Below are 20,835 nucleotides of genomic sequence, written 5' to 3' on the forward strand. Positions count from 1 at the left end.
TTTCGAATAATGATGATGATGCTCTTTTAGACTTTAGAGAGGTTACTAAATTTATTTTATTATAGAATTTTAAACAAATCCGAGATTTTTTTTCAAAAAAGCTTACTAATTTTTCTTTTTAAAAAACATTTCTTGATTAATTATAAATATTAATTCTTCAATTAATAGAATTAAAATCTACATATTTTACTTAATAATTAATTAATAGTATGTCAATTTGTGAAATTGGCAATAATAATCTATCTAAGTAAAAAATTTAAAAATTACGTATATAAACTAAGTATATTTACTTAAATTTGTATTCTAAACACGTAGATATGAAAAAAATCATTGTCGTTGGGAATGGTATGGTAGGTTATAAATTTTGTGAAAAGTTTGTAGCACAGCCTGAAAGTAAAAATTTTAAAGTAACTGTTTTTGGTGAAGAACCAAGACCAGCTTATGATCGTGTTCATTTAAGCGAGTTTTTCGAAAATCAAGATGCAAAAGCTTTAGAAATGGCACCAGCAGAATGGTATGTAGATAATGGAATTGAATTAGTTGTTGGTGAGCGTGTTTCAGATATTCATAGGTCTACTAAAACAATAACAACCGCTAAAGATCGTGAATTTTCTTATGATTACTTAGTTTTAGCAACAGGCTCTTCTGCTTTTGTGCCGCCAATTAAAGGGGTTGAAAAAGAAGGTGTTTTTGTATATAGAACTATAGAGGATTTGGAGGGTATGCTTGCATATGCAGATAAAATTAAAAAAATAAATCCCAATGCCAAAGCGGCTGTTCTTGGTGGCGGTTTATTAGGTTTAGAAGCAGGTAAAGCAGTAATGGATATGGGTTTAGAACCTCATATTGTAGAGTTTGCTCCTAAATTAATGCCCCGTCAGTTAGATTCTAGGAGTAGTCAAGTGTTGCAATTAAAACTAGAATCTATTGGATTAAATATTCATTTAAGTAAAGCTACCAACCAAATTTTAGGTGATAAAGCTATTACAGGAATGGAGTTTGGAGAAGATGATGTTTTAAATGTTGAGATGCTTGTTATCTCAGCAGGAATTAGACCAAGAGACGAATTAGGGAAGACTTGCGATTTAGAAATGGGAGTTCGTGGCGGCATCGTAGTAAATAATAAAATGCAAACTTCAGATGAGTCAATATATGCTATTGGCGAAATTGCTTTATATAATCAAATGATATATGGTTTGGTAGCTCCTGGTTACGAAATGGCTAGCGTTGCTGTAGATCAAATCATTGGTAAAGCAGAAACGTTAATGGCAAGCGAGATTGATATGTCTACCAAATTAAAATTAATTGGTGTAGACGTTGCTAGTTTTGGAGAGCCATTTATGCCTGCAAGCAAAGGACACTCAGTTATTTTTGAAGATAAAACGAAGCATTTGTACAAACGTATTAATGTGAGTCACGATGGTAAATCTTTACTTGGAGGAATTCTAGTTGGTGATGCATCAGATTATAATATGTTACACCAAGTTTATTTAAATGGGATGGCTATTCCAGAAAATTCAGCCGAATTAATATTGCCAGCAAGTGAAGGTGGTAAGTCATTTGGTAGTGTTATGGATTTACCAGATACTGCTCAAGTATGTTCTTGTGAGAGCATTTCTAAAGGAGCTATTTGTTGTTCAATTACAGAAAATGGAAGTAACAATTTAAATGATGTTATAGCAGCAACTAAGGCAACAACTGGTTGTGGTGGTTGTAAACCTATGGTGGTTGATTTGGTAAATGAAACCTTAAAATCGTTAGGAAAAGAAGTTAAAGAAACGCTTTGTGAACATTTTAGTTTTAACAGACAAGAGCTTTACGATTTAATAAAAATAAATAAAGTGCCAGATTATGAAGAGGCACTTAATTTATTTGGAGAAGGTCATGGCTGCGAAGTTTGTAAACCTGCTTTGGCCTCTATTTTTTCTACAATTACGATGGAAACTGCAAATCGTCAACCAACTATTCAAGATACAAACGATAGGTTTTTAGCAAATATTCAACGTAACGGAACTTACTCTGTGGTTCCGAGAGTGGCTGGAGGAGAAATCACTCCAGATCAGTTAATAACAATAGGAGTTGTTGCAAAAAAATATGATTTATATACAAAAATAACAGGCGGTCAACGAATCGATTTATTTGGAGCTCAAATACATGAATTGCCTTTAATTTGGAAGGAATTAATTGATGCAGGATTTGAAAGTGGTCATGCATACGGTAAATCTTTACGTACAGTAAAAAGCTGTGTAGGTTCTACATGGTGTAGATACGGTATGCACGAAAGTGTAACTTTTGCTATAGAAATAGAAAATAGATACAGAGGATTACGCTCACCACACAAATTAAAAGGAGGCGTTTCGGGTTGTATTAGAGAATGTGCAGAAGCTAGAGGTAAAGATTTTGGTTTAATTGCTGTTGATGGTGGTTGGAATTTATATGTATGTGGAAACGGTGGTGCAACTCCAAAACATGCGATATTACTAGCGGAAAGATTAGATGATGAAACCGTGGTTAAATACTTAGATAGATTTTTAATGTATTACATACGTACGGCAGGGCCTTTAGTAAGAACCGCACCTTGGTTAGATAAATTAGACGGTGGTATCGACTATTTGAAAAAAGTTGTAATTGAAGATTCACTTGGAATTGCTGAAGATTTGGAATTAGAAATGCAAGGACTAGTAAATAAATATGAGTGTGAGTGGAAACAAGCAATTGAAAACCCTGAAATGATGAAGCGTTTCAAACATTTTGTGAATTCTGATGATACCGATGATAATTTAGTTTTTGTACCAATGCGTGAGCAAAAAATGCCAAAAGCTTGGTCTTAATCAATTTAAATTTTATACATGCAAGATATATTAAAACAATACGAAACGGTTAGTGAAACTAATGTAAAAACTTGGTTTAGAGTTGGTGAAGTAAATGATTTTCCTCAAAACAGTGGAGCCTGCATTAAGTACAAAACTAAGCAAATAGCCGTTTATAATTTTACAAGAACAGATAAGTGGTATGCGTGCCAAAATTTATGTCCGCATAAAATGGAAATGGTATTGTCTTTGGGAATGATTGGAGATAAGGAAGGTATTCCAAAAGTGGCTTGCCCAATGCATAAAAAGAATTTTTCTTTGGAAGATGGTTCTAATTTAGGAGGCGATGATTTAAAAATTGCTACGTATCCTGTTAAAATTGAAAACGGAAATGTGTATATTGGCTTTTCAGATTAACACCTAAATTATGAAGCCCACAAGATTTGAAACCGCTATTGCTTTAATAGATAAAAAAAACTCAGAAGACCCAAATACTTATTTGGTTTCGGGTTTAGAATACCCAAAAGAATTACTGTATTCTCAACGTATGTCTAGAAAGCTTTTGCAATTTAAACCACATGCATCAAAAGCGCTTCAAATTGCAGCAAGAGCACAACATATTTGTCGTTGGGAAATACCAAGAGACGAATACCCAATGGATAAAGTAGGTTATTTTAAATGGCGAGAAACCCTAAAAAAAATGCATGCCAATTTAACTTCTCAAATTTTAAGTCAAGTAGGTTATGATGATGAATTTATAGATAGAATATCATTTTTAATTAATAAGAAGTTAATTAAAAAGAATGAAGAAACTCAAATTTTAGAAGACACTATCTGTTTAGTTTTTCTAGATTATTATTTTGAAGAATTTGCTGAAAAACATGAAGATGAAAAGGTAATTGATATTCTTCAAAAAACATGGGTAAAAATGTCTGAAGAAGGTCATCAAGAGGCTTTAGAGCTTAAGCTGTCAGATAAGAGTATGTCACTTATAAAGCAGGCTATTAGCTAAATAAAATATGATAAGAAGCGGTAATTCATTAGACCAAAGAACGTTTGATAAATTAAGTCGTTTATACATTATAGCTTTAAGTACCATTGCTCTTTCCGTAATTATTAGTCAAATTCTAATACGAAAACATCTAAACGATCAGCAAAGCGATTCTACTGTTATTAATGTGGCTGGTAGGCAGCGTATGTTGAGTCAAAAATTAACAAAGGATATCGTATCGCTTTCTTCAGAACCAAATCTTGAAAACAGAATTCTTTTAAAAGACAAAATAAAAGAGACATTACATCTTTGGGAAGTCTCGCATCATGCATTACAAAAAGGTAATGATAGTCTAGGTTTGCCAAAAAAAAACAGCCCAGAAGTAGTTGCAAAATTTAAAGCATTAAATCCAGTTTTTGATACTATAAGTGTAGCCTCAAAATCTATTATTGAAAAGATAGAAAACATTCCACCTCTTCCTATAAATACTTTTCTTTCAGATATTGAAAAAGTAAAAGCAAATGAAGATGATTTTTTGAAAATCATGGACGCTATTGTTAATCAATATGACATAGAAGCTGATGCAAAAGTGAGCTGGTTACGTAAACTAGAAGTCTGGTTAATGGCACTAACATTGCTTATTTTATTAGCAGAGTTTCTTTTTATATTCTGGCCAACAGCAAAAACAGTTAGATCTACACTTTCAGAGTTGTTAAATGCTGAAAAGCATGCTAAAAAAATGGCTTTTGATGCAGATGTTTTAAGTGTATCTAAAGAAAAATCTATTAAAGAATTACGTGCGCTTACACATGCTATGGATGATACATTGCTTTTTGCAAGAATATCTCCAAACGGCAATATTGTACATATGGGAAATAAGTTTTCCCGACTTTTTAAATTCTCAAAGTTTAATAATAAAGCTGCATTTTGGAACGTGCTTTCTGTTGTCGAAAATGAGCAGCAAAATATTGAAAATATTATAATTAAACATAAAAAAACAGGATGGCAGGGTGAAGTTAAAGGAACTACTAAGGATAGTGAAGATATCTGGTTAGAAATGGCTATAATACCTTTTAGTCCTACTGAAGAAAAATTAGAATTATTAATAATTGCCTCCGAAATAACCGATAGGAAATTGGCTCAGTTAGAAATAGAAATACTAACAAAAAAGAGTTTTGAGGAAAAAATAAGCAATCAAAAAATTATTTCTAGTAAGATTATTGAAAACCAAGAAAGAGAGCAAAGTCGTATAGCTAAAGATGTGCATGATGGTATTGGGCAAATGTTAACAGGATTAAAATATAATTTAGAAAGCATTAATATTAATGATATCGATAAAACAGCATTAAAAATTGAGCATTTAAAGGAGCTTACATCCAATATTATAAAAGGGGTAAGAACTGCGACATTCAATTTAACACCTCCAGAATTATCAGATCATGGTATTGTGCCAGCCATAACCAAATTAACACAAGAATTGGCAAAACTTACTGGTAAAAATATCGTACTGTTTAATAAAACGGATTTTAATAAAAGGCTAGAGTCTTTAACAGAAATTAATATTTATAGAATTACTCAAGAAGCTATAAATAATGCCATTAAATATGCGGATTCCACACATATAATAGTATCGTTATCTCATAGTGAAAACTTACTAAGTATTGTTATTGATGATAATGGTAAGGGTTTCGATCCAACTAAAGTTAAAAATGTTAAAAATGGAGATGGAGGAATGGGTATGACTTTTATGAAAGAGCGAATTAATTATATAGATGGACGGTTTTTTATTAGTTCTGAGGTTGGTAAGGGTACCCGAGTTACCTTAAATATACCTATTTGATAATTACGTAGCATTACGTAAAAAATTCTTATTTTTATCCCAACAATACTTAAAAATTCAAGTAATGGATGTTATTAATGTAGTTTTAGCAGATGATCATGTGCTGGTTAGAGATGGAATAAAAGCACTTCTAGAAGATCAATCTGGAATTGTAGTTATAGATGAAGCTTCAAATGGTAAGGAAGCTTTAGAAGTAGTTAAGAAGAATACACCACATGTACTCATTGTTGATATTCGTATGCCAGAAATGAATGGTATTGAAGTGGTTAGGGAGATTACAAAATCTTTTAAAGAAGTTAATACCTTAGTGCTTTCAATGCATGATTCCGAAGAATATGTTGTGCAAGCTATACAAGCTGGTGCTGATGGTTATTTGTTAAAAGGAGCTAGTAAAGAAGAGTTTTTAAAAGCATTACATAAAGTAGCGTCTGGTGGTAAGTATTTTACAGGAGATGTGTCTGCGATTATTATGAATAACTTTGTAAACGGAAATGCGTCAGTAGTGAGCTCTAATATAAAAAGTATTGAAGATCCTTTTGGACTTACAAAACGAGAAAAGCAAATACTTGGTTTAATTTTGCAATTTAAGAACAATAAAGAGATTGCAGACGAACTTCAAATAAGTAAACGAACTGCAGAAGTGCATCGTTTTAACCTTATGAAAAAACTAGAGGTTAAAAATTTGATGGAACTAAGTAACAAAGCTAATGAATATCAATTAGTTTAGTGATTTTATTCCTTTTCAATATAATTAAAGTGAAAAATCGAGCTATTGATGAATTACTGAATTCTCCAAAATAGCAACAAATATATTAGCAATTTTATCAAATTGTCATAATACATATTATCAAATTATCATATCAATATTTTTTATAAAATACGTATTAAATACGTATTAAAATTAAGTAAAATTACTTAGTTTTGTATGTATAAAACTATGTATTATGATAAATTCTGCACAAACTAAATCAACTAAACTAAGTTTATTTGATTTTAAAAATATTTCAACACGTACATTTTGGATAACGTCTATAGCATTCTTCATGTGTTTTTTCTCATGGTTTGGTATTGTACCATTTATGCCAGATGTAGTTAAAGATTTAGGTTTGACACCTGAACAAAAATGGAATTCAATTATTCTAGCAGTTTCAGGAACAGTATTTGCTCGTTTACTAATTGGTAAATTGTGCGATAAATACGGTCCGAGATTATGTTATACTTGGTTACTTATGCTAGGAGCTATACCTGTTATATTGTGTGGTTTGGTACAAACTCCACTTCAGTTTTTAATATGTCGATTGTTCATTGGTTTTATAGGAGCATCATTTGTAATTACTCAAGTGCATACATCTTTAATGTTCGCGCCAAATATTGTTGGAACAGCTAATGCAACATCTGCTGGTTGGGGAAATCTTGGAGGTGGAGCAAACCGTTTAGGAATGCCATTAATTGCTGCTGCTGTAGTAAGCTTTGGAGTAGCCGATGCTAATGCATGGAGATATTCTATGATTATTGCTGGGGTTATTTGTTTTCTAATGGGAATTGTATATTTCTTTTTTACACAAGATACACCACAAGGAAATTTCAAAGAATTGAGGGCTTCAGGTGAAATGATTTCTACTAAAAAAGATCAAATTGGGTTTTTAACTGTTTTGAAGGATTATAGAATTTGGATTCTTTTCCTTGTTTATGCTGCTTGTTTTGGTATAGAATTAACAGTTTATGGAACAATGGATGACTACTTACAAAATACTTTTCAGTTACAGAGAGTTACTGCTGGAAACATTGTATTGTCGTTTGCTTTAATGAATATTTTTGCACGTACTCTAGGTGGTTTTTTTGGAGATAAATTTGGGAAATTAAAAGGATTAAGAGGTCGTGTATTGTTTTTGTCTTTCATATTAACAATTCAAGGGATTATGCTCATAACGTTTTCAACAACCACAAGTATTGTAGTAGGTTTTATCTTTTTAATATTGTTTAGCTTATCAGTTCAAATGGCAGAAGGAGCAACATTTTCTGTAGTGCCATTTATTAATAAGAAAGCAATAGGTTCTGTCTCAGGAATTGTAGGTGCAGGTGGTAATGTAGGAGCATTTTTAGCAGCTTTATTGTTGAAATCTCGTTCTGCTGTTGCAGAACAAGCAGCTATAGTTGCCAACGAAGGATTAGGTACAGATGTTATAAATGCAGCGCAAGCATCCGCATCTGCATCAGCTGTATCTAACGGTTATTTTATTATAGGTTTCGTAGTTATTTTAACAGGAATTTTAGCCTTAACAATTCGTTTTTCAACCGAAGATGAAAATATATCAAATATGGAAATAAAAAAAGCTTCACTAAAATTAGTAACTAATTAAAGTCAATGCTAGATGTTAATTTTTTATTGATTTGAAAATTATAAGAGTCTTTTTTATAGTATTCAGAATAATAAAGTAAGTGCTTGTTTGGTGTAAATAAAATGTCTTAATTAGTAGTAAAATCTACTCTAAATGATTAAAAACGAGGTAAAAACAACTTGTTGTTATTGTGGTGTTGGCTGCGGTATTGTTGTTAAAAAAGACAGCAATAATAAGGTTGTAGTTGAGGGGGATAAAGATCATCCTGTAAACAAGGGGATGTTATGTTCTAAAGGTATGAATTTGCATTATGTTGCAAATGATACTTCTGATAGAATCTTGTATCCAGAAATGCGATGGAGTCGTTCACATCCGCTTGAGCGTGTGAGTTGGGATGATGCTTTAGATAGAGCAGCAAGCGTTTTTAAATCTATTATAAAAAAACATGGTCCAGATAGCGTTGGTTTTTATGTTTCAGGACAAAGTCTAACCGAAGAATATTATATAGCCAATAAACTAACAAAAGGTTTTTTAGGAACAAATAATATAGATACCAATTCAAGGTTATGTATGAGTTCTGCAGTGGTTGGTTACAAAAAAACGTTTGGAGAAGATAGTGTTCCTGTTTCTTACGAAGATATTGAATTAGCAGATTGTTTTTTAATAACAGGGGCTAATCCTGCTTGGTGTCATCCAATTTTATTTAGACGTATTGAAAAACATAAAGAGGAAAATCCAAATGTTAAAATAATAGTTATTGATCCTCGTAAAACAGATTCTGCAAATTTTGCTGATTTGCATTTACAATTACTACCAGGAACAGATGTGATTCTTTATAATGCCATTGGTAGATGTTTATATAAAAGTGGATTGATTGATGAAGATTTTATTAATAATCATACAGAAGGTTTTAAAGATTATAAAGATTTAATTTTTTCAACCTCATTAAAAGATGCATCAAAATTTTGTGGTGTTTCAGAAGATGATATAAAAAAGGCGGCAAAATATATTGGGCTTTCAAAAGGCTTTATAAGCATGTGGGCAATGGGCTTAAACCAAAGTGTTGTAGGTACAGACAAAAATGTATCACTGCTTAATTTATCACTTATTACGGGGCAAGTAGGTAAGCCAGGTTCAGGTCCGTTTTCTTTAACTGGTCAGCCTAATGCAATGGGTGGTCGTGAAGTAGGAGGAATGGCTAACCTTTTAGCAGTTCATAAAGATTTGCAAAATGAAGAACATAGGAGAGAAGTTGCTCAGTTTTGGGGAGTCGATAAAATCTCACCAAAACCAGGATTAACAGCTACCGAAATGTTTGATGCTTTAGAGTCTGGTAAGCTAAAAGCTATTTGGATTGCATGTACCAATCCGCTAGTGAGTTTGCCAAATACACATCGTATAGAAAAAGCGATGAAGAATGCAAAATTTGTAGTGGTTCAAGATATATCTTATAAATCTGATACAGTAGCTTATGCAGATTTAGTGCTTCCGGCAGCAACTTGGTTGGAGAAAGAAGGAACGATGACTAATTCTGAACGTCGAATTTCATATTTGCCAAAAGAAATTAATGCTCCGGGAGAAGCTAGACCAGATGTTGAAATATTTTGTGATTTTGCACAACGTATGGGTTTTCGTGGATTTAATTATAATAGTGCCGAGGAGATTTATGATGAATATGCGGCTATGACAAAAGGAACTAATATAGATGTGTCTTTTTTAAATTATGATAGATTAAAAAGTGAAGGTACTTTTCAATGGCCAGTTAATGAATATAGACATGCAGGAACTCCAAGACTTTTTGAAGATAAAAAGTTTTATACTGCTTCCAAAAAAGCCATATTTAATTTACCTACTAGTATAAGAAATACTTCAGTTAAACCTAATGCAGATTTTCCTTTAATACTAACCACAGGTCGTGTTCGCGATCAATGGCATACAATGACTAAAACAGGGAAAGTTTCAAGGTTAAAAACTCATTTCCCAAAACCTGTTTTAGAAATTAATCCATTTGATGCTTACATCTGTAAAATTAAAGATGGAGATATTACTCAAATAAAAAGTGAAAATGGAGTGGTTCGTGTTCGCGCAAAAGTAACCGATACTATTAAAAAAGGCGTTGTGTTTTTGCCTATGCATTGGGGGAAAAAATTACAAAGTGATTTAAATCGCGCTAATAATTTAACCAATACACATATTGATCCAATATCAAAAGAACCAGATTTTAAGTTCACTAGAGTTGTTGTTTCAAAATATAAAAAACCTATTGAAAAAATAATTATTGCTGGAGCGGGTGCGGCATCATTTAGATTTGTACAAAATTATCGTGAGCATAATGAAGCAGATGAAATTCATGTGTTTTCAAAGGAACCTAATTTGTTCTATAATAGAGTTTTGTTGCCAGAATATGTTACAGAAGAATTATCTTGGGAACAGCTTCTTAAAATTAAGAAAATTGAACTAAATAAGTTGAATATTAAAATTCATTCAGAAACACTTATTTCGAAAATAGATTCAGAAAACAAACTAGTCACAGATAGTCACGGAGAGCACCATACTTTTGATAAACTTATTTTAGCAACCGGTAGTCGTGCTTTTATTCCTAATGATGTTCAAATAGATTTACCAGGGCGTTTTACTATGCGTAATAAAAATGATGCTGATAGATTTAAAGCCTATTTAGACGCTACAAATTTACCACCAGAAGAACAGCATGTGGTTATTGTTGGAGGCGGTTTATTGGGTTTAGAATTGGCTGCGGCCATGAAACATAAAAATGTTAAAATCACCATTATTCAGCGTGCATCACGTTTAATGGAGCGTCAATTAGATAGTGTTTCTAGTAAATTGTTAGCTCTAGATGTACAAGAACGAGGCATTCAAATATATTTTGATAATGAAGTAAGTACTGTTTTTGATGATGAAGATACTGGTGAATTAAATATCACTTTAAAAAGTGGAAAATTCATAACAGCAAATGCAATAGTTTATGCTATTGGAACAAGACCAAATATTGAAATTGCTAAAGAAAATGGAATAAAATGTAGTCGTGGTGTTATTGTAAATCAGCATTTACAATCTTCAAATCCAGATGTTTTTGCCATTGGAGAAATAGCAGAATTTAATAATCAATTGTTTGGAATTACTTCTGCTGCCGAAGAGCAAGCAACCATTTTAGCAAACTTTATTGCAGGCGATATTAGTGATGCCTACAATGGGTCGGTTTTAATGAATATTTTGAAGTTTAATAATTTGAATTTATGCAGCATTGGCGATATCAATATTCCAGAAAATGATGATTCTTACCAAGAAGTTATTTTCACAGATATTTCTAAACGCTATTATAAAAAATGCATAGTAAAAGATGATTTACTAGTTGGTGCAGTTTTAATGGGGGATAAAAATGAATTTGCCGAATTTAAAACCATGATTGAGAGTAAAATTGAAATGTCAGACAAACGGAATACCTTATTACGAGGTTCTTCAAACGATGTACCTGTTTTAGGTAAATTAGTGTGCTCTTGTAGTCAAGTTGGTGCTGGCAATATTGAAGAAGCTATAAAAAGTGGGTGTTCAAATTTTACAGAACTCTGTAATAAAACAGGGGCAGGTTTGGGTTGTGGTAGTTGTAAAACAGAAGTTAGAGAAATACTTAATAACACAAAAGTATTAGCATGAAGGAAGAATTAAGCAGAATAATAATTAACGGTGGTGTACTTTCTCCAGGAGAGTTAAAATACATATGCGAAACTGCAGAAAGTTTAGGTTTAGATGCTATTTCTTTTGGTTCTAGGCAAGATATTATATTCCCAAAAAAAATAACAGATCTAGAAAAACTAAAAACATTTGATAAAATACAAATTGTTAAGCCTGGTGAATTAAAGACTGAAAACATTGTATCGTCATATGTTTCAACAGATATTTTTACAAGCACCTCATGGTTAACTAGTGCTAGGTATTTATATGTTTTAGAACAGTTTAAACACAATCTTAAATTACGAGTTAACATTACAGATCCTAAACAGCGTTTAGTTCCATTATTTACTGGGGATTTAAATTTTATAGCCTCAGAGCATGAAGATTACTGGTATTTATACGTTAAACTACCAGGATGGAAAAAAATGCAAATGTATCCAGCGCTCATTTACAGTTGGGATTTGGATAAAATTGAATTAGCTGTTGAAGGTATTTTAAAAGAAGAACCAGAAACAATTGAAACTCTTTTTGAGTTGGTAAGTGACGCTATTAGTACTAATAATAGAACTGTAGATAAACAACTTGAAGTGCCCTTTTATCCATTTCCTTATTATGAAGGGATGAATCGTATTGGTGATAAGTATTGGTTAGGATTGTATTGGAGAAATAATAATTACGACGTATCATTTTTAAAGGCCATGTGCGAGTTGTGTGCTGAAAATAAAATTGGTAAAATATCAATTACACCTTGGAAATCTTTTATAGTTAAAGGAATACCAATTCAGTCTAAAATACAGTGGGAAAAATTTTTAGGACAATATGGTATCAATGTGCGTCATTCTATGTTGGAATTAAATTGGCATTTGCCAGTAAACGATAAAGAAGCACTTAGCTTAAAAAAGTATTTAGTTTCTAATTTTGATCAAAACGATATAAGTACTTATGGATTAACCTTTGGGATTACTAATTATGAAAATAATATAAATCATTTTACATCTATAGTTATAGAGAAAAATAAGCAGCCAGAATCTCTTGGAGATTTTGTTATTAGAGATACCTATAATTTGTTATACGCTAGAAATTTTGATCCTAATACACGAGATTATATCATGCATGTTCAGGATATTGATAAGGTTGAATTACCAGGTTTATTAATGGAGTTAAGTCAGTTATATTTTGAGCAATTAGGAATAGAAAGAGAAGATGATACCCAACAAGAAGTTAAAAAAGAAACAATAGAGGAAAAGGTATTTCAGTGTAAAGATTGTTTAACTATTTACAATGAGGCTTTTGGTGATATTACACAAGGAGTAGAGCCCAACACATCTTTTGAAAGTCTTTCTGATACTTATGAATGTTCACTTTGTGAAGCGCCAAAGAGTAATTTTCAGAAAAAAGTTTTGGTGAAATAAGTTTTTATTTATTTAAAAAAACATAGTTAATATTTAAAATTTATAGATTAAAGATAAATATTTTGTAGAACTCTTAAAAATAAGTATTTAACCAATAAATATAAGTATTTATACTTATATTTGGTATTATACACAAATACTTTGCAAACACTTAATAACAATATATCATCTAGTAAATCAACAATTGGTATTTCTAATTCTTTTTCTTGTGGTGTTTGCAAAAATCAAGATTGTCTTATTAAACAGAATTTAAACATACATTCTATTTCAACTTTTACTCAAGAAAAAAATACGCTTAAATGTAAAAAAGGGCAACAGTTTATTATAGAAGGCGCTCCTGTAAATGGATTATTTTTTATTTTAAAAGGTACTGTTAAGGTGTTTAGGACAGGTATAAACGGGAGAGAACAAATTGTTCGTTTTGCTAAAGAAGGAGAAATTATTGGGCATCGTGGTTTTGGTACCGAAGAGTATTTTTCTATTGGGGCTATTGCACTACAAGATGCAATGTTATGCTATTTTTCTAAGGATAGCTTACAAGAAGCGTTGCTGGATAATCCCAAATTCGCATACGATATGATGCTTTTTTACGCTAATGAACTTAATAAGAGTGAATCTAAAGTAAAGTCTATTTCTCAAATGACGGTTCGTGAACGTGTTATTGATACCTTATTATATATTCACAGAAAGTTTGGAGATCTTAATGGGTTTTTAAACTTACCGCTTAGTAGAAAAGAATATGCAGATTATGCTGGTACAACAGAAGAACAAGTTATACGCATATTTTCTGCATTAAAAAAAGAAAAGCTTATTTCTGCCAAAGGGAAAAAAATTGGCATTATTAATACCTCTCTTCTTAAAAACGAGATTAGTGAACACAACTATTATTTAGATAGCTAGTTTAGAGATTCATAATTACTTTCCATTAATTAATTTAAAATTCCTTATAAACACGTATATATACTTAGTTTTAAATTGTTTCGTATATTGCTGATTTATTGGTTTTTATAAATTAAAACTGCTTTAATGCAGTTTTTTTTATGTTGTAAAAAGATATTATTATATGGATGATGTCATAAAATATAAAATATACTACTTATATATTTGTTAAAAATAAGTATAAATACTTAGATTAATTAAATACACTATATAAAATGAAATCATTATTTACTAAATCGGCTCTTATTTTACCTTTAGCAGTTTTATTATTTGCTTGTGGAGGAAAGGGTTCAAAAAAAGAAACAACTACTGAAGAAGTTGTAACAGAAACTTCAAAAACTAAAACACTAGAAATTGAAAAACCACAATTAACTTTTGGTTTTATCAAATTAACAGACATGGCGCCTTTAGCAATTGCTAAAGAAAAAGGATTCTTTGAAGATGAAGGTTTATTTGTTTCAGTAGAAGCGCAATCAAACTGGAAAAATGTTTTAGATCGAGTAATCGATGGCCAACTTGATGGGTCACACATGTTAGCGGGGCAACCTATTGCTGCAGGTGCTGGTTTTGGTAGACAAGCAGAATTAGTGACCCCTTTTTCAATGGACTTAAATGGAAATGGAATTACTGTTTCAAACGATGTTTGGTCTAAAATGAAACCAAATGTACCAAAAGACGCTAATGGAAAACCAATTCACCCTATAAAAGCAGAGGCTTTAAAGCCAGTAATAACCGAGTATAAAAATTCTGGAAAAGCTTTTAAAATGGGTATGGTGTTTCCGGTTTCTACACATAATTACGAAATAAGATATTGGTTAGCAGCAGCAGGAATTCATCCTGGAATGTATACAGCAGATAATGTACAAGGACAAATAGATGCTGAGGTTTTACTATCAGTAACACCACCGCCACAAATGCCAGCAACACTTGAAGCAGGTACTATTTTTGGTTATTGTGTAGGTGAGCCTTGGAACCAACAAGCAGTATTTAAAGGTATTGGTGTGCCAGTAACAACAAACTATGACATCTGGAAAAACAACCCAGAAAAAGTATTTGTAATGACTAAGAAATTTGTTGATGAAAATCCAAATACAGCAGTTGCTGTTACTAAAGCATTAATTCGTGCAGGTAAATGGTTAGATGAGCCAGCAAATAGACCAGAGGCTGTAAAAATTCTATCAATGCCTCAATATGTTGGTGCTGATGAGGTTGTTTTAGCAAATTCTATGACAGGTACATTTGAATTTGAAAAAGGCGATAAACGTGAGATGCCAGATTTTAATGTATTCTACAAATACAATGCAACATATCCTTTTTATTCTGATGGTATTTGGTTTTTAACTCAAATGCGTCGTTGGGGCCAAATTCCAGAAACTAAACCAGCAGCTTGGTATTCTGAAACTATTAAAGATATATACAGACCAGATATTTGGAAAAAAGCAGCAGATTTATTGGTTGAAGAAGGATATATTCCTTCAGCAGATATTCCTAAAACAGATGGTTACAAACCAGTTACAACAGATTTTATAGACGGTACATCTTATGATGCAAAAGATCCTATTGGATACATCAATAGTTTTTCAATAGGGAATAAAGACAAGTAAAAAATATTTTAAATATTTAGTAATCATGAGTCAAGGCATAACATTAAATAAAATAACCAAATTAATTGGTTTAGGATTTTTATCAGACTTAAAAGCATTATTTGCGCGTAAGTTAGTGAAAGAGGATTTTATAAAATTTTTAAGAAAATTTGTAGTTCCAATTGCTTCTATATTTCTTTTTATTGGGTTATGGCACTTGGGAGCTAAATCTTTATACAATACAGAAGCTAATTATAAAATAGAAAAAGCTTTAACTGAACGTGGACAAGTAGCTGCTGATGAAATGAAAGCATGTATAGCTTCAGGAGATGTAAGTTGTCAGCCTAATACTTTACCATCTCCAGCACAAGTTTGGGGTTCTTTTCAAACTTTATTAGAAGATCATAAGGTGATAAGTTCAGATAAAGCTGCTTTTATTGAAAAAACTGCGGCTTTAAATGAAACACGTGTTGCCGAAGGTAAAGATGCGATTGTTTATACTGGTAGACCTTCCTTTGTAGATCAAATATTTACAAGTTTAAAAACGGTATTTGCTGGATTTCTTTTAGCATTATTTATAGCAGTTCCAATAGGAGTAGTAATTGGGCTAAGTAAAACATTAAGAAGTTCTGTTAATTGGTTAATTCAAATTTTCAAACCTGTATCTCCTGTAGTTTGGTTGCTATTAGTTTTTATGATTGTAAAAACATTAACGAAAAACTCAAATTCAGACAGTGCTTTTATAATATCCTTTATAAGTGTTGGTTTGTGTTCTATGTGGGCAACTTTAGTTAATACCGCTATGGGTGTATCATCAGTAGACAAAGATTATATAAATGTTGCTAAAGTTTTAAAATTAGGTGCTTTCCAAAAAGTGTTTAAAGTCATATTACCATCATCACTACCATTAATTTTTACTGGATTAAGGATAACATTATCAGTAGCTTGGATGGTTTTAATAGCTATTGAATTATTAGCACAAAGTCCAGGTTTAGGTTCTTTTGTTTGGGAAGAATTCCAAAACGGAGCAATAGATTCTAACTCAAAAATTATTGTTGCCATGTTTGTAATTGGTGGTATAGGGTTTCTTTTAGATAGAATCATGCTAACTATTCAAAATATGGTTTCATTTAATAAAAATGATGGGATTTAACTTTATAAAATAGTACACCATGGCATATCTAGAATTAAATAATATTTATAAAACTTACGGAGAAGGAGATAACACAACCGAGGTGTTATCAAACATTAATCTCTCAATAGAAGAAGGTGAATTTGTAGCTATAGTTGGTTTTACAGGAAGTGGGAAAACAACATTAGTGAATTTAATAAATGGACTTTTACAGCCAACTTCAGGAGACGTTTTATTTAAAGGAGAACCCGTTATAGGAACAAGTCATGAGCGCGGTGTCATTTTTCAGAATTACTCATTACTTCCTTGGTTAACAGTAAGTCAAAATATTTATATGGCTGTAAAAGAAGCGTTTCCAAAAAAGAGTAAAAAAGAGCGAAATGAAATCGTTGCAGATTATGTTGAAATGGTGAATTTAACTCCTGCCATAAATAAACGACCAAAAGAATTATCAGGAGGTATGCGTCAACGTGTTGCAGTAGCAAGAGCCTTAGCTATGAAGCCAGAAATGATAATAATGGATGAGCCTTTAGGTGCTTTGGATGCATTAACTCGTGGAAATTTACAAGATGAAATTTTAAATATCTGGGGAAAAGATAAGCGTACAGCATTGTTAATTACAAATGATGTTGATGAAGGTATTTATATGGCAGACCGCATTATCCCTTTACGTCCAGGCCCCAATGCAACTCTAGGTCCTGAATTTAAAATTGATATTGAAAGACCAAGAGATAAAACAGAATTAAACGATAATTTAAATTTCAAGAAAACAAGAAATGCCATTATAGAATATTTAATGGATATAGGTAACGAACGTAAAACCGAAGCTCTAGAGCCAATTGTATTACCAGATTTAGAACCTAAAAGTTTTGTTGGACGTTTTTAAATAAATTACAAATGAGCACAAATACAATAAACAACGATTTAGTTACTGAAAATGGAATAGTTTTTCCTTCAGAAGTTATGTTGGATTTAAAGCATCTTAAAAAAGTTTATCCAACACCAAAAGGAGATTATACAGTTTTAGAAGACTTAAATCTTCAAATTATGAAAGAGGAGTTTGTAACTATTATTGGGCATTCTGGTTGTGGTAAAACAACAATGCTTTCAATGATAGCAGGGCTTAATGAGATTTCAGGAGGTAACATTTCAGTTTTGGGAAATCATATAAAAGGCCCTGGGCCAGATAGAGGTGTTATTTTTCAATCACCAAGTTTAATGCCTTGGATGACATCACTTCAAAATGTGTTATTAGGTGTTAATCAAGTATTTCCTCATGCCACAAAATCGCAACGTAATGATATCGCTAAGTATTATTTACAAAAAGTAGGCTTAGAAGATGCTTTTAATAAAAAAGCGTCCGAGCTTTCTCAAGGTATGCAACAACGTGTTGGTATTGCAAGAGCATTTGCTATAAAACCTAAGGTATTGTTGTTAGATGAGCCTTTTGGTATGTTAGATTCTTTAACAAGAGGAGAATTACAAGATATACTTATTGAAATCTGGAATAAAGAAAAAATAACAGCAGTTATGATTACCCATGATGTTGATGAAGCGATTTTTTTAGCAGATAGAGTGGTTATGATGACTAGCGGACCGAAAGCTAAAATAGGAGATATATTAAATATAAATTTTGAAAGACCAAGAACACGTAAATCAGTTTTAGAACATAACGATTACTATAAATACAGAAAGCATTTAATAGACTTTCTTGAACATTAAAAGAACTAACAAACAAAATCAATTAAAAACAAAGAACAATGAAAAAACAATACATAATTTTAGGACTATTACTAGTTTGCATCCAATTTGCACAAGCTCAATTTACATTAGATGGAGAATTTCGTCCAAGGGCAGAATATAGACATGGTTTTGGTGATTTAATTGCTGATGATGCCGATGCCGGTTTTGGTATTTCAACAAGGATAAGATTAAATGCAGGATACGCTGTAGATGCTTATAAGTTTTATTTAAGCTTTCAAGATGTTATGGTTTGGGGAGAAAACAGACAAATTTTACCTTACGACCAAAACAATTCTTTTGCTGTATTTGAAGCTTGGGCTGATGTTAATTTAGGTGAAGGTTTTTCAACGAAATTAGGACGCCAAGTGATTTCTTATGATGACCAAAGAATTTTTGGCGGTTTAGATTGGGCGCAACAAGGACGTAACCATGACGCAGCTATTCTAAAGTATTCAAAAGGGAAGTTTATAGCAGATTTAGGTTTAGCATTTAGTCAAGATTATTCAAATCCAACAGGGTTTCAAAGTGTTTCAACTACGTATAGTACAACAGGGTTCTTCACTTATAAAACCATGCAATATTTATACTTAAAACAAGCTTGGGAGAAATTCTCTGGAAGCTTATTGATATTAAATAATGGATTTCAAGAAACAGATGGTGTAAGTAATTTACAAACCCTAGGTACACATTTGGATTATAAAGCTGGTGGTTTTGGTATAGCAGCTAATGCTTTTGTTCAAACAGGGAAAAGACAGGGAGAAGTTGATGTAAAAGGGGCTTACTTATTAGGTTTGGATTTAACATACAAAGCCTCAGATAAAGTTGGTTTAGGTGCAGGTTTAGAAATTATTAGTGGTAATGATGGCGATGCAGGAGAAACTGGAGCATTTTTCCCGCTGTATGGAACTAACCACAAATTTAATGGGTTTATGGATTATTTCTATGTAGGTAATCATGCAAACTCAGTAGGCTTATTCGATGTTCATGTTAGCGCTAATTTTTCTTTAAGTCCAACATCAAGTTTAATGGTAAAAGCATTAAATTTTAGTGGTGAGCAGGAATTAGCAAGTGGTGAAAAATCTTTAGGTACAGAAATAGATTTAGTATATAAAAAGCAATTAAAAGGATATGCTTTAGTATTGGGTTACTCACAAATGTTTGCAGCCGATGGTATGTATGAACTAAAAGGCACTACAAAAGATGCTGCAGCAAGTGGTCAAAATTGGGCTTGGGCAATGCTTGTAATTAAACCTAAGTTTTTAAATGGTACTAATTAAAACAATGTTAGAAAATAATACTTTCTAAGTATTTTTAATTTAGTTTTTTTCTTATTAGAACGGCAAAAGGTTCTATACTTAAAATAAAAGTATAGAGCTTTTTGTATTTTAATAGATTAAATTAGTTGAATTTTGGATTAATTATAATTTAGAAATTGAAAAAACGTTTATTTAAAATGTGTGATTGTTTTTATGGAAAATCTTGATCTTACTAGTAAAATAATTTTTGGTGTTTTTTTAATTGTAATGCTTGTTATATTCTTGTATTACGGTTTTAAATTGATTGAAATGGGATATGTTTTGAAATATAAAAAACCATTATATAATCATTTGTATTTTAATCTAAAGAAATTAAGTGATAATCAAAAAGGAGTTTTAAATAATCAATTTTCATTCTATAAAAGGCTAACAAATAAAGAACAAATTTACTTTGAGCATCGTGTAGCATCATTTATAAAGGATAAAGATTTTATAGATCGTGAGGGTATTAAAATCACAGATGAAATTAAAGTATTAATATCTGCAACAGCTATTATGTTAACTTTTGGTTTTCGAGATTTTTATATTGGTTATATTTCAAAAATTGTTGTTTATCCAAGCAAGTTTTATTCAAACACTAATAATGTTTACCATAAGGGCGAGTTTAATCCCAGATTAAAAGCATTAGTCTTGTCATGGGAAGATTTTAAATTAGGTTTTAATAATGAAAAGGATAATTTAAATTTAGGAATACATGAGTTTACCCATGCTATACATATTAATAGTATGAAAGAAAGAGATGTAAGTTCCAATATTTTTAGTGATAGTTTTAGAGAATTATCAGATTTACTATCTAAAAACGAGACACTAAGAAATACATTAATGGCATCAAATTATTTTAGAAAATACGCATTTACAAATCAGTTTGAATTTCTAGCAGTTGCTATCGAAAATTTTATAGAAACTCCAAAAGATTTTAAAAATGAATTTCCAGAAGTTTATTCAAAAATAAGGCAAATGCTTAATTTTAATTTTGCCGGGTATTAGTATTTAATCTATGACATTTATCATGGTTTCTAAGGGTTTTGTTTAATAAT

Annotated in this window: 15 protein-coding genes; all 15 read left to right on the forward strand. The window is 31.4% G+C overall.

What is annotated here, in order from left to right; genetic code table 11:
* The first annotated feature begins 317 nt into the window (after positions 1-317).
* The 15 genes from nirB to BT151_RS13610 all read left to right on the forward strand — a co-directional run bounded on the left by nirB (position 318) and on the right by BT151_RS13610 (position 20,785).
* The gene (gene nirB, locus BT151_RS13540; protein ID WP_072402872.1) at positions 318-2,831 is read left to right on the forward strand and encodes a nitrite reductase large subunit NirB; all 2,514 of its coding nucleotides are present in this window, start codon (positions 318-320) and stop codon (positions 2,829-2,831) included.
* An 18-nt stretch (positions 2,832-2,849) separates the two neighbouring features.
* A complete protein-coding gene (gene nirD / locus BT151_RS13545) occupies positions 2,850-3,227 on the forward strand; it encodes a nitrite reductase small subunit NirD (protein WP_072402873.1) in 378 nt (125 codons plus the stop codon).
* A 10-nt stretch (positions 3,228-3,237) separates the two neighbouring features.
* The gene (locus BT151_RS13550) at positions 3,238-3,822 is read left to right on the forward strand and encodes a DUF4202 domain-containing protein (protein WP_072402874.1); all 585 of its coding nucleotides are present in this window, start codon (positions 3,238-3,240) and stop codon (positions 3,820-3,822) included.
* A 7-nt stretch (positions 3,823-3,829) separates the two neighbouring features.
* Complete coding sequence (locus tag BT151_RS13555) at positions 3,830-5,641, forward strand: sensor histidine kinase (RefSeq protein WP_072402875.1); 1,812 nt, start codon at positions 3,830-3,832, stop codon at positions 5,639-5,641.
* A gap of 64 nt (positions 5,642-5,705) precedes the next feature.
* Entirely contained in the window at positions 5,706-6,368 is a 663-nt protein-coding gene (locus tag BT151_RS13560) for a response regulator transcription factor (protein ID WP_072402876.1), read from the forward strand.
* A 217-nt stretch (positions 6,369-6,585) separates the two neighbouring features.
* A complete protein-coding gene (locus tag BT151_RS13565) occupies positions 6,586-8,001 on the forward strand; it encodes an MFS transporter (RefSeq protein WP_072402877.1) in 1,416 nt (471 codons plus the stop codon).
* 132 nt (positions 8,002-8,133) lie between these two features.
* The gene (locus BT151_RS13570; RefSeq protein ID WP_072402878.1) at positions 8,134-11,655 is read left to right on the forward strand and encodes a nitrate reductase; all 3,522 of its coding nucleotides are present in this window, start codon (positions 8,134-8,136) and stop codon (positions 11,653-11,655) included.
* A complete protein-coding gene (locus tag BT151_RS13575) occupies positions 11,652-13,085 on the forward strand; it encodes a rubredoxin domain-containing protein (RefSeq protein WP_072402879.1) in 1,434 nt (477 codons plus the stop codon). Before BT151_RS13570 ends, BT151_RS13575 begins: the two co-directional genes overlap by 4 nt.
* A gap of 141 nt (positions 13,086-13,226) precedes the next feature.
* Entirely contained in the window at positions 13,227-13,985 is a 759-nt protein-coding gene (locus tag BT151_RS13580) for a Crp/Fnr family transcriptional regulator (RefSeq protein ID WP_245794850.1), read from the forward strand.
* A gap of 254 nt (positions 13,986-14,239) precedes the next feature.
* Positions 14,240-15,628 (forward strand): CmpA/NrtA family ABC transporter substrate-binding protein, encoded by a 1,389-nt coding sequence (locus BT151_RS13585; RefSeq protein ID WP_072402880.1) that lies wholly within the window; start codon positions 14,240-14,242, stop codon positions 15,626-15,628.
* A 25-nt stretch (positions 15,629-15,653) separates the two neighbouring features.
* Complete coding sequence (locus BT151_RS13590; RefSeq protein WP_072402881.1) at positions 15,654-16,760, forward strand: ABC transporter permease; 1,107 nt, start codon at positions 15,654-15,656, stop codon at positions 16,758-16,760.
* A gap of 19 nt (positions 16,761-16,779) precedes the next feature.
* On the forward strand, positions 16,780-17,625 hold the full coding sequence (locus tag BT151_RS13595; protein ID WP_072402882.1) for an ABC transporter ATP-binding protein: 846 nt from the start codon (positions 16,780-16,782) through the stop codon (positions 17,623-17,625).
* Positions 17,626-17,636: 11 nt separating this feature from the next.
* Positions 17,637-18,461, forward strand: coding sequence for an ABC transporter ATP-binding protein (locus BT151_RS13600; RefSeq protein WP_072402883.1), 825 nt, complete (start codon positions 17,637-17,639; stop codon positions 18,459-18,461).
* Between the two features lie 38 nt (positions 18,462-18,499).
* Positions 18,500-19,759 (forward strand): alginate export family protein, encoded by a 1,260-nt coding sequence (locus tag BT151_RS13605; protein ID WP_072402884.1) that lies wholly within the window; start codon positions 18,500-18,502, stop codon positions 19,757-19,759.
* Between the two features lie 192 nt (positions 19,760-19,951).
* Positions 19,952-20,785, forward strand: coding sequence for a zinc-dependent peptidase (locus BT151_RS13610; RefSeq protein ID WP_072402885.1), 834 nt, complete (start codon positions 19,952-19,954; stop codon positions 20,783-20,785).
* Positions 20,786-20,835 lie beyond the last annotated feature (50 nt).

It is taken from the genome of Flaviramulus basaltis (assembly GCF_900114265.1).
GTDB classification, from domain to species: domain Bacteria; phylum Bacteroidota; class Bacteroidia; order Flavobacteriales; family Flavobacteriaceae; genus Flaviramulus; species Flaviramulus basaltis.